This is a genomic window from Paenibacillus oryzisoli (genome assembly GCF_001653565.1).
GTDB classification, from domain to species: domain Bacteria; phylum Bacillota; class Bacilli; order Paenibacillales; family NBRC-103111; genus Paenibacillus_E; species Paenibacillus_E oryzisoli.
Genome location: NZ_LYPB01000069.1, coordinates 407,168 through 422,145, shown reverse-complemented (window position 1 = coordinate 422,145; position 14,978 = coordinate 407,168). Strand labels below are relative to the sequence as shown.

General features: G+C 40.2%; 7 protein-coding genes. All 7 read left to right on the top strand.

Annotated features, from left to right (window positions below):
* Window positions 1-26 precede the first annotated feature (26 nt).
* The 7 genes from A8708_RS16185 (at window position 27) to A8708_RS16155 (ending at window position 14,910) form a co-directional block, all read left to right on the top strand.
* Window positions 27-902, top strand: a complete 876-nt coding sequence (locus A8708_RS16185; protein ID WP_204787563.1) for a carbohydrate ABC transporter permease — start codon at window positions 27-29, stop codon at window positions 900-902.
* On the top strand, window positions 899-1,726 hold the full coding sequence (locus A8708_RS16180) for a carbohydrate ABC transporter permease (RefSeq protein WP_068665166.1): 828 nt from the start codon (window positions 899-901) through the stop codon (window positions 1,724-1,726). The genes A8708_RS16185 and A8708_RS16180 overlap by 4 nt, the downstream gene beginning before the upstream one ends.
* Window positions 1,727-2,434: 708 nt before the next feature.
* Window positions 2,435-8,794, top strand: coding sequence for a discoidin domain-containing protein (locus tag A8708_RS16175; protein WP_204787561.1), 6,360 nt, complete (start codon window positions 2,435-2,437; stop codon window positions 8,792-8,794).
* Window positions 8,795-8,916: 122 nt separating this feature from the next.
* The gene (locus A8708_RS16170) at window positions 8,917-11,130 is read left to right on the top strand and encodes a helix-turn-helix domain-containing protein (protein WP_068665162.1); all 2,214 of its coding nucleotides are present in this window, start codon (window positions 8,917-8,919) and stop codon (window positions 11,128-11,130) included.
* Window positions 11,131-11,335: 205 nt separating this feature from the next.
* Entirely contained in the window at window positions 11,336-12,292 is a 957-nt protein-coding gene (locus tag A8708_RS16165; RefSeq protein ID WP_068665160.1) for an ABC transporter permease, read from the top strand.
* 11 nt (window positions 12,293-12,303) lie between these two features.
* Window positions 12,304-13,194: a carbohydrate ABC transporter permease gene (locus tag A8708_RS16160; RefSeq protein ID WP_068665158.1), complete on the top strand. Its 891-nt coding sequence runs from the start codon at window positions 12,304-12,306 to the stop codon at window positions 13,192-13,194.
* Between the two features lie 90 nt (window positions 13,195-13,284).
* Window positions 13,285-14,910: an extracellular solute-binding protein gene (locus A8708_RS16155; protein ID WP_068665156.1), complete on the top strand. Its 1,626-nt coding sequence runs from the start codon at window positions 13,285-13,287 to the stop codon at window positions 14,908-14,910.
* Window positions 14,911-14,978: the final 68 nt, after the last annotated feature.

Here is a 14,978-nt window from a genome sequence, read left to right as displayed (position 1 = left end):
ATTCTATATAGGGTAGGAGAATATGCGTGCAGAACAATTACACCAAAAGGATGTATCCCCTTTGGGGGCTGGCTCCAGGATTTATCGTATACTTCATTTTTTTCTTAGTACCTTTTATTACTACGTTCTATTACTCTTTTACAAGTTGGGATTTTTATACCGCTAAATTCATCGGACTAAGTAATTATCAGGATATAGTGATAGATCCCTTAATGAAAATTGCTCTGAAGAATACGATAATTTTTACGTTTGTTACAGGTATCACCAAAGTTGGACTAGGGATGGGACTTGCTTTGTTCGTTAATCAGAAATTAAAAACAAGTAATTTCATTCGAACAGTATTTTTCCTGCCAGCAGTATTAAATACAATTGCAGTCGGTATTTTGTTCACGGCGATCTTACATCCTACTAACGGATTGCTTAATCAGACACTAGGTATTTTGCATATGGAAGTATTCCAATTGAGTTGGTTAACGGACGTAAAACTTGCGATTTTCTCTATTGCTGGAATCGAAACTTGGAAGTGGGCTGGATATAATATGGTTATTATACTTTCCGGTCTACAATCGATATCAAAGGAGTATTATGAATCCGCAGAAATCGATGGAGCTTCTGGAGTGAAACGCTTCTGGCACATTACATTCCCGTTGATTATGCCTGCCTTCAATGTTGCTTTAGTAGGTAATATCATTGGTGGACTTAGAGTGTTTGACTTGGTTGCTGCAACAACCGGAGGCGGTCCAGGCCGGGCGACTGAGGTTTTAAATACAGCAATATTTGAAAATTTCGGAAACAATTTGCAAGGTCTCGCTAGTGCCGGTAATGTCGTATTAACACTATTCGTTGCAGTTACTTCCATTATTACTTATGCATTTATTCGTAGAAGAGAAGTGGAACTATGAAATTATCTATCCGTAAATATTCGATGGAATTCATTGCAGTACTGTTAAGTTTGTTAATCTTAGTCCCCATCTACATGATTCTTGTAAATTCTTTTAAAGATTATGCCGGCAGTAACAAGCTAAGCTTGTCATGGAACGGTGTAACTCTAAATCAAATTCTGAATAACTATAGTGAGGTTATCCAGATAGCCAAACTGGCAACAGCCTACAAAAATAGTTTGCTGATTACATGTTTATCTGTCATTTTTATTGTTTTTTTTGGAGCTATGAGCGGTTTTATTATCCAACGAAGAAAAAGTCGTCTGACAGAAGGGGCTAACTATGCGATTATTGCTGGACTATCTGTTCCTTTTTGTGCTCCAGCAACGTTTTTCCTAATAAAAAGCCTAGGACTTTCTCAGACGTACACAGGTATCATTCTTGTTTTTGTTGCTTTATCTTTCCCAACAAGTGTTTTTCTTTTTACCGGTTATTTTAAAAGCATTCCAAATCATTTAGACGAATCCGCAGCACTTGACGGTTGTGGGCCTATCAGGTTATTTGGTCAAATTATATTTCCTCTGATCCTTCCTGTTACTGTAACAGTTATCATAATCTCGTTTATGGGTATCTGGAATGACTTTTCAGTTTCGATCTTCCTAATGAATACACCAAAAAAGTTTACAGTAGTGTTGACTACTTTTAGTTTTTACGGACAAAAGCACTCTGATTGGAATTTATTATTTGCTGATATTATTCTTATTTCCCTGCCTATTGTTGTCATATTTCTTTTACTGCAAAAATATGTTGTGTCGGGGCTTACATCTGGTGCTGTGAAAGGTTAATCTGTCAAAGGTGATGAAATGCTGGTTGTATATAGAAAGACAGGAATGGTTTATTCGTTTCTGTCTGTTTTTTCTTAGTAATGATTAAATTTATATCACAACCATTTAAAAAAGCTAACAAAATTTAGGTGGAACGGAAAACAGTTAAGGAACTGAAAAGAGTTTATTGTGAAGGATAGTGATTTACTCTTATAGTGTGTAATGCGAGGATTTATAATGCTGACTATTTGAGGAGGGAGAGTAGAGGTTAATATATAATCGAGATTTCAAATAGAAAAATCACAAACTTATCTAGGAAGATTTAGATGAAATTAAATTAAAAAGCTAATGGAATGATACAGATATCAAAATAATGAAATAATCATTTAAGTTTTTTTCCTTTAAAATGATGGAGTACTCTCTCACATTAAGAAAAATGGGAGCTATTGTAGAAGGGGATAGATGATTGATTTCATAAGTGATGTTTTGAGGGGGCATGAAACATTTGGGGAAGAAGGCGGCGATCTACATACTTCAAGGGGCTCTTTGCCTTGAAATGTAAGCGTCGTCAACTGGTGTAGTTTTAGAGGTTTTCAAGTGACCTTCAGCTTCTTATTGCTGTGAAATAGGCGGTTATATAGCTTCGAAATAGATACTTCGAGAGGGGAAAGTCAGATGCGTTTGTTTGTAAAGCGGTTATTAATGACTGGGTTGGCATTCTTATTATTTATGTCAATTTTATTGGGGGCCGTAGGACCTAAACAGGTTCAAGCGGCGGGGGCAACGACGTTATCGGCGGATTATAAAATAACGACTGGGAATTACGATAAGGTGAAAATACAGAATTTAGCGCGTGGGGGTCATTTAATAAACAACAACTTAAATTGGTTACCATCGTATTATGACCAAATGAAGGAAATTGGAATAAAAGTCGTTCGAATCGATTGGGTCATAACTGACTTGTTCTATCATGTGGTTTCCCGCAACGCTGTTACTCAGCAATTGGAATATGATTTCACTAAATTGGACAAAATTATTCTTCCTCTTGTTGAGCGGGGAATGACCCCGATGATGTGCCTAGGGTATTTGCCAAGTGCATTAGGCGGAACCGGTATCTCGGGTGAAGGTGCGCCTTCTGCACAAGGAATTATCGAATTTGGACAAATTTCGGGAGTAATTGCTCAGCATTATAAGAATCTTGGGTACACGGGCTGGTATTGGGAGTCTCATAATGAGCCGGAGAATTTCAATAAGCCGACAACTCCTGCACAGGCAGCACAAATGTACGGTGCTTTTGCAACTGCAATTCGTGGGGTAGATGCAACAGCTGTTATCGGGGGGATTGGCTTCAGGAACTTAAATATTGCAGATGGAAGTTGGAAACCGACTTTCATGAATTACCTGAAGAACAATCCAACAATTCCGTTTGACTACATTTCTGTCCATCAATATGGAGCGGCTGATTTCTCATCTACAAATATCTACAATTTGTTTTCCAGTAACAATGTTCCAGTGAAACCGATTAAATATACGGAGTGGAACTATGACTACACAAGTGGTGGCCCAGGAGGTACTCAGAAGGATACAAATTTGAACGCTGCCTATGCGGCAAAAAGAATGTACGATGCTGTTCTTCGTCCAGAAGTGGATCAAATCTACTACTTTACGCCTGCTGATGCTTTATCTCCAACAAGTTTGTTTTTTTCAGATTCCGGTATATTTACCATTGACGGACATAAAAAGGCTGTTGCTAATACGTTTGAGATGTATGACAATTTGGAATCACAAATTGTGCAATCATCAATAACAGGTACTAATGCAGACAGTAAAAATACTTATGGGTTCGTAACGAAGGATTCTACGACAGGTAAAGTCTCAATGCTCCTTTGGAATTATTCCAATACTGACGTCAATATGACGATCAACCTCTCAAATCTACCATACCTAGAGATGGGGAAAAACTATAAAGTAACGAAAAAGCTTGTTGACAGCAATAACGGGAATTATTGGAAAGATTATGCTTCGGGCTTAAGAGGATATCCTGTGGGTCCCTCTGAGAATGCCACTCTGAAGGAAAGTTCTATTCAAAGCTCATCAGGAAGCTTTAACCGTATTGAGAACTTGACTGCATATAGTGTTATGCAGATTGAGTTGGAATCAACGGATAGTTCACCAACTGCCGGTCCTGTGGATAGTACGCCGCCTTTGCCGTTTGTCAATGTTGCAGCTGGACGCCAAGTTTTCGCGCGCACCTCTTACGAGAATCCACAAACAGGTTGGACTAAAAATTTACTAACCGATAGTATTGTATTTTCGTTCACAATGGCGGATGTTGGCAATCCAAATAGAGGTTATTCTAGCTTAGGTTATGATACTCCCAATCAAACAGAATGGGTATCTGTAGATTTGGGTGAAACCCGCTCTATCAATAAAGTTGAAATCTACCCGAGAGATGATGAGGGAAATAGCGGTAAGGGGTTCCCGATAGATTTCAAAATACAGGGATCTGCTGATGGCGGACTCTGGACGGATCTATCCTCTCACACAAATTATAATAATGGAGCAGCGGTCTCAGGCGTGCAGACATTCAATTTCGATACAGCCAATGTTCGCTATGTTCGCCTATTATCTACGCAGTTGTCTCAGGCTGATGGTAAGTATCGCTTGCAACTAAATGAACTCAAAGCATTTAGCGCTATAGCAAACGTAACGAATAAACCATCCCCGTTGGTAAATCCTGAAAATATTGCGAAGAATAAGACAATAACAACGACAAGTTCGTTAATTTCTACAGGTTGGTCAAACGCTTTCGTTGTGGATGGTGTGACGCAATCTAATTCTAGCAGTCTAGGTTGGTCCAGCTCATCTGGAAATGCTAGTAATCATACAGAGTCCTTGACAATCGACTTAGGTACGGTAAATTCAATTAATCAGGTTACCTTATCTCCTCGATCGGATGCTGGAAATTTGGGCAAGTATTTCCCGGTGGATTTTAATATTCAGGTTTCACAGGATGGGGCGAACTGGTTAAAAGTAATAAATGAAACCGACTATCCGAATCCCTCAACTGGCAATCCTCAGGGTTTCCATTTTGAGAATAAGCAAGCTCGTTATGTGAAGATAGAAGGGACGAAGCTTCGAAATGAAAGTGGAGCCAATTATATGATGCAGCTTGCAGAAGTAGAGGTATATCAAGCTCCTCATATTACGGCTACGGATGTTGTAATTACGGGTGATAATTCAATTTCACACAACCGTGGAAATTTGCAGCTATCTGGCAAGGTTATTCCTTTTAACGTGAGTGACCCAACTATCCTTTGGTCAGTATCTGAGCTCAATGGCACAGAAACAGATCGTGCCTATGTGACAAATAGTGGCGTATTAATTGCGAACAAGAATGGACAAGTAAAAGTAATCGCAACGACCGCAGATGGTTCAGGAATGAAGTCTTCAATTATTGTTGATATCACAGGGCAGGATATATCCGATAACCGACTGCCTATATGGGGAGATGGTAAAGTTTCTGCCACGAACGTGTTGGCAACGGAATTGACGTTGAATTGGACTGAGGCAATGCCTAGAGACAATGTCTCTGAGTACCGTATTTTGAAAGATGGAGTAGAGCTGACAACATTGGAGGCAACATACAAGACATATGAAGTTAAAAACCTCACGAAGTTGACCAACTATACTTTCCAGATTCAGGCTAAGACAGGTACGAGCGATTGGACCACTGATGGACCAACACTTACATTAACTACCTCTGATATTCCACAGCCTGTCAGCGGAGTCACCATTAGTTCGGGAACTTTGAGCTTACTATCGGGGAACAAGGGTCAATTAACTGTAACTGTACAGCCAACTAACGCTTTAAATAAACTTGTACATTGGTCAAGCAGTAATGAAACGGTTGCAACTGTAGATATAAATGGCGTTGTAAAAGGGATAAGCAATGGAAATGCGACGATTACAGCAACTACTAATGAAGGTGGATTTACTGCTACGAGTATTGTGACAGTAAGTAATCTGCTTACGAGTGGGAAACCCGCAAAAGCTCAGACAACAGGCAGTGGCTCTTCGGCGAACAACATTGTTGATGGGAATACGAATACTGCCTGGTGTAGCAATTCATCGGCGGTACCTCGCTGGGTGCGAATTGATTTAGGTGCAAAAGCAAAGCTGTCCAGAGCTGACTTCGTTGCATTTGCGAACATTTATAAGTACAAAGTAGAAATATCGGATTCCGAGACAACGGGTTATACCTTAATCTTGGACAAGACGAGTAATAGCATTGTCGGACCGAATTACTCTGATACTTTAGGAGATAATGCAATTGGTCGATGGATCCAAATTACGATTACAGGTATTACGCCATCATCACAATGGCCTTGTATTGTGGAATTTCAAGGATTCGGTACGTATTTGACCCCAGTTTCTGGGATTCAAATAGATAATACGACTTTAACGGTGGGTCAGAATAATTCAGCGCAATTGACTGCAACGGTGCTGCCCGAAGATGCGGATACTCGAATGGTTACATGGTCTTCGAGCGATCCATCCATCGCCAGTGTTGATTCCCATGGTTATGTAACTGGGCATAAAGCGGGTAGCGCGACGATTACCGCAACTAGTTTAGATGGGAAATACTCTGCAATATCTTCAATTTCAGTAGTAGGGATAAACTTGGTAAGTCTTAGTACTGCGATTGGCATGGCAGAAGCTCTCCTAGATGATACCGTTATTGGTGATAAGGAAGAACAATATACTCAAGACAAAGTTGATGCTTTTATTGCTGTAATTGAGAATGCAAAAGCAGTACAAGAGAACTTATTGTCGACTCAGTCTGATGTAAATGTGGCCAGTTCCACCTTGTCGAATGCAGATCTAATTTTCCGCAGTTCTTTTAATACCATTGATCGTGGGCCACTTAATGCTGCTATTGCACAGGCACAATTGCTAATCTCTAATGCAGTAGTAGGAGTAGATGAGGGTCAATATTCAGCAGACATCATTGGCGCGCTACAAGAAACTTTAGGTGAGACTTTAACTATAAGTAGCAATAGACTCTCTCAAGCTGAAGCATACTCTGCAGTTGTTAACCTCCAAACAGCAATAGATACGTTTCAAGGAAAGGTTAATGGTGTCAATAAAAATCTGCTTGGAAATACAATTTCTGTAGCAGAAGTAGTATATCATGAGGCAATAATTGGTGAATTTAACGGGAATTATTCAGTTGAATCTAAAGTGCTTCTGAAAAATGCGATTGAGACGGCATCAGTAGTTTTTAGTGATCCATTAGCTGATCAAACAGTGGTGAATAATGCAAATGTAGCTTTATTCGTGGCAATCGATGTGTTTAAATCGTCAGTAATTGTTATTGATAAGTCAACTTTAGGTACGGTGATTTCGACAGCCACTCATATGATCGAACATTCTGAGGAAGGGGAAATGGGTAATCAGTATCCAGTAGGTTCGAAGGCCCATCTGCAAGCAGCACTCAATGCTGCGGAAATTATAAATAATCGTATCGATGTCAGTCAGTCAGAGGTTGATGCAGTTGTTGCCAACTTAAATGCAGCTATTAGTACCTTCTCCAATTCTGTCAACGGCGTGAATTCTTCTGCGCTTGAGGTTGCCATTCAGAATGCCGAAGAACTGTACACCAATTCAGTGGAAGGAATAGAAAACGGCAATTACACCACTGCGTCCAGAGAGGCACTGAGAATTGCGATCGAGTCAGCGTATACGATCTTATTGGATGGTGAGATCGAACAAAGCATAGTGAATGAGGCTGTCACTCAATTGAATTTGGCAATCTCACTATTTAAGGCCGCTGTAATCGTCAAAGATCCTAATCCTGATAATAATGGTAATAACGATAACAACGGTAATATGTCCACAATAGATAATAATCAACATGAAGTTACTGTGAGAGAAGGTACAGTATTCATTGCTCCGACTGTAGATGCTACTGGTCATGTGCAGGTCAACATTAAGGCTGAGGATATTGCTAAAGCAATAGAATCGGCAACTGGCAAGCAGCTGGTCATTGAAGTATCAGCACTACCGGGTTCTAGTGTCCAAAGCATAAAGATTGACATTCCAGTCAAGGGTGTTGTTGATAAAAGTAATGAGATTACAAAAATTGTAGTGAAATCTGGGATGGTCATAATCACTCTTAACGTGGATGAGTCTTCAAATATATTGAATCCAGAATCCAAAAATGTTGAACTGACTATTACTCGAGTGGACTCAAGCGCATTCCCTGTTGAAATACAGCAGAAGATTAATGAAAATACAGTCTATGACTTCAATTTACAGGTTAATGGTCAGCGAGTAAGTCAGTTCGAGGGAACAGATTCAGTCAAGGTTGAGACCGATTATTCGCCAAAATCAGGTGAAAATTCACATCAAATTATCGTTTACTCACTATCTGACAATGGTATCTTGAGTATTGTAAAGACTGCAAAATACGACGTGGCTACTGGGAAAATCGTATGGAAAGCATCTCACTTCAGCAAATATGCGATCGCATATAATAGTATTGGATTCACCGATCTTGCTAAAGTAACATGGGCAAAAGAGATTATTGAATCACTCGCAGCGCGTGGGATCATTAATGGGATGGAGAATGGGAGTTTCGAACCAAACCGTCCAGTTACCCGATATGAATTTTTGCAAATCTTGATGAACGCACTTGATTTATCTAAATCACAGGCTGTCAGCAAATTCACTGATGTGAAGATGGGAAGTTGGTATTATGTAGCACTTTCTTCCGCTGAACAGCTTGGAATCGTAACAGGCAATAGTGACGGAACTTTCGGTGGAGAGCGTGTAATTACAAGAGAAGAAATGGCAGTGATGACATACAGGGCACTTCTTCTTAATCGGATGATCAATATTTCATCAGTATCTGGTGGAGGATATATGGATCAAGCGATGATTTCCACCTATGCTTCTGAAGCCATAGCAGTACTAAAAGAAGCTAGTTTCATTAACGGGTTTATTGACGGCAGTTTTAAACCTCAAGGTTTGGCTACTAGGGCAGAGGCAGCTACCGTCATATTTAATATTATGCTGGGTAATTGAACAACCCAGTAACCGCAATATTCTAACTTAATAGCAAATGACTCCTCTTGTTGATGAAATCTGAGATCACATTCAGCTTGAGGAGTTATTTGTATATAAGGGTATTGAACAGGAGTTTAAATATGAAAAAAAACACTTATATTAAACGCATGATGTTTTCATATCTTCCTATTTTGTTCCTCACGATCAGTGTGCTAATTTTTATATTTATTACAATTCTAAACGAATTAAATGTGCGTAACGCGATTCAATCTAACAAAGTAACAACCGAGTATATTGGTCATATGATAGATAATTCTTTAAAAACGATAGATACAGATGTGAGAAAATTGATTGAGACCAATATGGAACTGCATGCATTCCTTGACAATCCTTCAGATAGATTGCTTAACGTTGTAGCATCTAACGTACTGAGCGGTATGATGGTTCAACATGCTTTCATCGATTCCGTCTATTTTTATCGGGCAATAGATAAGCAAGTGCTGGATCAAAGCAAAATTCGTCCCTTGGACGTGTTTCCTGATCGCAGCGTTATTTCAGAATTGTTAGAACAGCCATATCCAGTGAATTGGTCTTCGCCGAGATTGAAAAAGGGGAGCAATGAGGAGGATTTGGCTATTAAGGTCATATCTTTGGGTAGAAAAATTCCGATAAATACAGGCAGTCTCGGATATATAGTAATAAACGTAAAAGTCGACGCACTATCCAAATTCATCGATGAGATGATTGACCGTAATTTGACCAATGCACAAATTTATGATGATCAGCACGTCCCTTTTCTACCAGAAGTGACTTTTGCTTCGAGTAATAAAGGAGTTCATGCTGAGGTCGTTTCGGATTATACAGGATGGAGCTATCAAACGGAAATTAAAGGTGGCAGATTGTATAGCATTTTACTGAATGGCAGCGTGTTTTGGATCTTTGCTATAATTTGTGCGATCTTGTTTGCCATTGGTTCAACCTTTTATGTAACTCGTCGAAACTATAAGCCGATTGAGGCGATTCTACATCGGATAGATCGATTTTCAACGACAATTAAATCTGCTGATTTAAAAAATGACAAAAATGAGTTTGCTTTTATTGATCAGGCCATTGAGCGATTAATTACCAATAATATGGCTTTTCAGGAGAAACGGCAGGAAGATTTAACAATACGCAGGCAACAGTTTTTGCTTAGTTTATTAAATGGTGAATATGAATCAGAGAAGGCAATATGGCTACAAGAGCGTGAGCATTATGCACTCAAAGAGGGTACAAGATTTGTTGCGACAATTCTTGAGATGGATCATTACGTACAATTTTGTTTGAGATATAACCAGAAGGATCAATCGTTGTTTAAGTTTGTTATTAATAGTGTTGTGATTGAATTCGCCGAGCAGCACAATCATCAAGTTATGATCGAGTGGATTGCCAAAAATCGGCTTGTCATTCTTCATATGTCTGAGGAAGAACAAGACATTGAACATAATTCACTAAAATTAACAGAGCAAATTCGTTCATGGATCTCAGATCAGTTGGATTTTACAGTTACATTCGGTATAGGTAACGCTACCGATTCGAGTATGATCAGCCGATCATATCAAGAAGCTACTCATGCCGTTAACCGCAAGGTTACGCTCGGAATTAACAAGATTATTGACACCGTTGAAGTTCAAGAGGGATCATCAGGTGAATGGTTTACCTATTTGCAATGGATTCAATCCCTTGTGCGTCAAGTTCGGCAAGCGGAATTGAAATGGCAGGATCATTTAGTGAGTTTATTTCAGGAAATGCGAAGCCAACAGCTGCCCAAGGAAGATATTAATCGACTTCTCCACTATTTGATCTTTCAATTGGAGCGAGAATTAGAAGGTATCATGCCAGAGGTAGGAAAGTACTGGAGTTCAAGTTTAAAGCCCGATTTGCTGCTTGCCATGGAACAGTCGGATACAATCGACCAGATTGAGACTAGTTATCGTCATGGGATTGAACAGATGGTAGAGCAATTACTGGAACTGTCACAGAATCGAAGGCATTATGTGCTTATGAAAGAAATACGAAGTTTCGTTACGGAGAACTTTAAGGATCCGAATCTTTCTTTGACCTTTTTGAGCGATCGTTTTCAAGTTAATTCCAAATATCTGAGCCAGTTGTTTAAAGAAGAAATTGGCGAAAATTTTAGCGATTTTTTAATCGCACTTCGAATGGAATACGCCAAACAGCTATTAATTCAGACGAAAGAAAATGTTCAAGATATTTCGGAGAAAACGGGTTATACGAGTTCCATCTCGTTCAGCCGGGTGTTTAAAAAATGGGTTGGCATGTCGCCGGGCCAGTATAGAGAATCACAGCAATGAGCAGCTTCCCTATTATGAAAAACTTTTTTATATCTAAAAAGCCTATTGTATCAAGGTTTTCGGAATTTAGTTAATGATCTGAAATTAGTTTGTTGTGCCGTTCGGGCATTCACCGTATAGTGTGGTTATTCAACTGAACCGGTAGGATCAGGAACGGTGGCCGAAGTAGATAGGCTACCTTAATAAAAGAAAAGAAGGGATGCATATGGACCAAACAACTACACACAGTAAGCTGCAATCGATACCGGTGTCCGTGAGGCGTCGTAAAGAAAAGTGGTTTCGGAAGGATTTTCAATTATATCTATTGCTTATTCTCCCAATCCTATATTTCATTGTTTTCAAATACGTGCCGATGTATGGAGCGGCGATAGCGTTTCAGGATTACAGTATTTTTCAAGGGGTAACGGGAAGCAAATGGGTTGGATTTCAGAACTTTCAGGAAATATTCGCAATGAGCCAGTTCTATACGGTTGTAAGGAATACACTAGTTCTGAACTTTTTGGATTTGATATTTTCGTTTCCAGCGCCGATTATTCTAGCGCTTCTGCTCAATGAATTGCGAGTGGTATGGTTTAAAAAAATGGCGCAGACGCTTCTGTATCTGCCTCACTTCATTTCGTGGATCATTATCGGTGGACTCGTCTATCAAATGTTTGCCACAAAAGGCGGCCTCGTTAACAATATGCTCAGCTCGGTCGGTATTCCTGCGATTCCATTTTTAACGGATAAAATCAATTGGGTACTTGTGTACTTGGGAACGGGCGTTTGGCAAAGTGCTGGCTGGGGAACGATTATCTACTTGGCGGCATTAACGGGTATCAATAAGGAACTTTATGAAGCGGTCGAGGTCGACGGGGCTGGAAGATGGAAGAAAATGTGGCATATTACGCTCCCGGGGATTCGGTCGACAATCGTGGTTCTACTCATTGTGCAGATTGGTCATATCATGACGATTGGTTTCGAGCGTCCTTTCGTGATGGGTAATTCACTTGTTAAGGATTATGCAGAAGTCATTTCTACCTATGTCTACAAAGTAGGTCTGCAATCAGCACAATTTTCTCTAGCCACAGCGATCGGTTTGTTCCAGGCTCTGATTGGACTGGTTTTCGTAGTATCAGCCAATATGATCGCCAAGCGATTCGGTGAGGAAGGATTATGGTAGGAGGAATCAACATGAAGAATGAAATTTTACGTAGTAAACCCTATCGTATGCGAGTAATCGATGCGGTTATTATGCTAGTAATCAGTGTGACGCTGTTGCTCTGCCTGCTGCCGTTTCTGCATATCATAGCGATCTCGCTTAGCTCGAAGCATGCAATTCTATCTGATTTGGTAACGTTTTATCCGCGGGAACTGGACTTTCACGCCTATGGCATCGTGTTTCAGGATGCGAGAATATTATGGTCGATGGGGCTGACGATTGTTCTGACAGTCACATATACAGCACTGAGTATGGTTATGAGCATTTGTGCTGCATACCCGTTAACCAAAGATCGCCTTAGAGGGAGAAAAGTGTTCATGATGATTATCGTGTTCACGATGTTTTTCAGCGGAGGTTTAATTCCCGAATATTTGCTAGTGAAACAGCTTGGGATGTTGGATAGTTTGTCTGCGTTGATCGTACCGAGCATGATTTCTGCATTTAATCTGATTATTTTACGAACGTTCTTCTCCTCTATACCGGCCAGTTTAGAAGAGTCGGCTTATCTAGACGGCAGCTCTCACATCGGGACGCTCGTGCGTATCGTGTTGCCACTTTCAATGCCAGCTTTGGCAACACTAAGTTTGTTTTATGCGGTATCCAGGTGGAATGGCTTTTTGGATGCATTATTTTACATCACCAACGCGGAATTGTATCCGCTCCAGCTCAAGTTGTATCAGATTGTTGTGAACAGCCAGATAACGGACTTGACAGCGCAGGAAGGTGCTTCTCAGATTGAGTCTGTACCGGAAAGCATCAAGGCAGCGAGCATTATATTTGCTACCACTCCGATCTTAATTGTATATCCTTGGCTTCAGAGGTACTTCGTCTCCGGCGTTATGATTGGAGCAGTTAAGGGTTAGTTTGGGACCATTGAAATTGGTTAATTCCTCGGTTTTTTCGAGGTCTAACATACATGTAAATCACAAACAAATGTGAAGGGGAGTTTGAACATGAACGCAAAGCATCGTAAATGGTTTGGGGCTTCAACTACAGTAATCGTATTAGCAAGTTTGTTATCAGCTTGTTCCAGTACAACGAAAGAAGCTTCTCCAAGCGCCACAGCAGGATCCACATCAAGCGCAACTCCTGTTGCGAGTAAAGATCCAGTTACTCTTAAGGTGGAGATGTTCGATCGTGGTAATGCACCAGCAGGTGCAGGTCCAGTTGACAACAATTTCTGGACACAATGGATTCAGAAAAATTTCGGGGACCCTAACAATATTAAACTACAATTCATACCGGTACCACGGAGTCAAGAGGTTGATAAACTCAATGTCCTCATGGCTTCCGGCGATGCTCCTGATCTCGTATTCACGTATGATACAACGACAATTAACAACTATGTAAAAAGTGGAGGCTTGACCGATCTCAGTTCGGTGATCGATGCCAATGGACCCAATTTGAAGAAGTTCCTTGGTACGGAAGTCCTCTCCTACGGTATCTTTAGCGGCAAGCAGTATACGATCCCTGCAAAGAGAACGCTACAATTTACCCAGTCTTCCTACATTCGAAAGGATTGGTTAGATAAGCTTGGCATGCCGGTTCCGAAGACAACAGATGAATTTTACAAAACAATGAAAGCGTTTAAAGAGAAAGACCCTGGCAAAACAGGTGGTAAAGTAATTCCATACGATTTCAGTGCTCTCGACAGTGCGGCGATTACGTCGGCAGGTAGTACAACTTCGTTCATTAAGAAATTGTCAGAAGAAGAAAACTATGCCTTGTCGACGTCGAATTACATCCCTGAATTGACGAAACCAGGTTACAAAGAAGGCATACAATTCTTGAATAAAATGAATAGTGAAGGCTTAATTAATCCAGACTTCGCACTTGATAAAGATGGCAAAAGCTTCGAGAAAGATGCTTCGAATGGTCTTGTAGGTGCCTTTACTGCACTTGCTGCTCATCAAAACTTATTTGGTACTGGCAATGTATTCGATACGCTCAAAAAGAATGTGCCAGGTGCTGAGTATGTCGCGATGGATCCATTCACGAACGAGGAAGGGAAGTCAGTAAAAGCTATTTACGACCCAATTGGGGTGTATATGATGGTTCCTAAGTCTAGTAAGCGTGCGGTGGAAGTCATCAAATATTTAGATTGGATGTCGAAGCCAGACGTACTGTTCACACTTCAAAATGGTATTGAAGGCCAACACTACACGTTAGAGAATGGCTTTCCGAAAGCAATCACAACGGATGAAGCGAAGAAAACATTCTATAATAATGCTGATATTGCGATAGTGATAAACGGTAAAGATTTCGGTTCCCTAGATAAAAATATTGAAGCAACTGCTCTTTCATTTCCTCCTTATAAAGAACTAGCAATACAAACGATTAAAAATGGGCTTAAAGACGGCTTTACTATTCCGCGTTTCGATCGTCCAATCGAATCCGAGATTAAATACGGCAAAACTCTGAAAGATAAGGCAATTGAGGTTGTTATAAAAAGTATCATGGCGAAACCAGATGATTTTGGAAAAACATTTGATGCAGGTGTTCAAGAATATTTGAAGATTGGCGGTCAAACGGTTACTGATGAACGCAGAGCTGCCTACAAGGATATGAAGAAGAAATAATGGTTGGAGTAACCCCCATGCTGATTATGGGGGTTTTCTAAATTTCTTAGTGAGTTAAAAGAAAGGAT

Bases quoted from the DNA above. Each gene is read 5' to 3' on its own strand.
- A8708_RS16180 (WP_068665166.1), top strand. From the start codon at position 899: ATGAAATTATCTATCCGTAAATATTCGATGGAATTCATTGCAGTACTG.
- A8708_RS16175 (WP_204787561.1), top strand. From the start codon at position 2,435: ATGTCAATTTTATTGGGGGCCGTAGGACCTAAACAGGTTCAAGCGGCG.
- A8708_RS16170 (WP_068665162.1), top strand. From the start codon at position 8,917: ATGAAAAAAAACACTTATATTAAACGCATGATGTTTTCATATCTTCCT.
- A8708_RS16165 (WP_068665160.1), top strand. From the start codon at position 11,336: ATGGACCAAACAACTACACACAGTAAGCTGCAATCGATACCGGTGTCC.
- A8708_RS16160 (WP_068665158.1), top strand. From the start codon at position 12,304: ATGAAGAATGAAATTTTACGTAGTAAACCCTATCGTATGCGAGTAATC.
- A8708_RS16155 (WP_068665156.1), top strand. From the start codon at position 13,285: ATGAACGCAAAGCATCGTAAATGGTTTGGGGCTTCAACTACAGTAATC.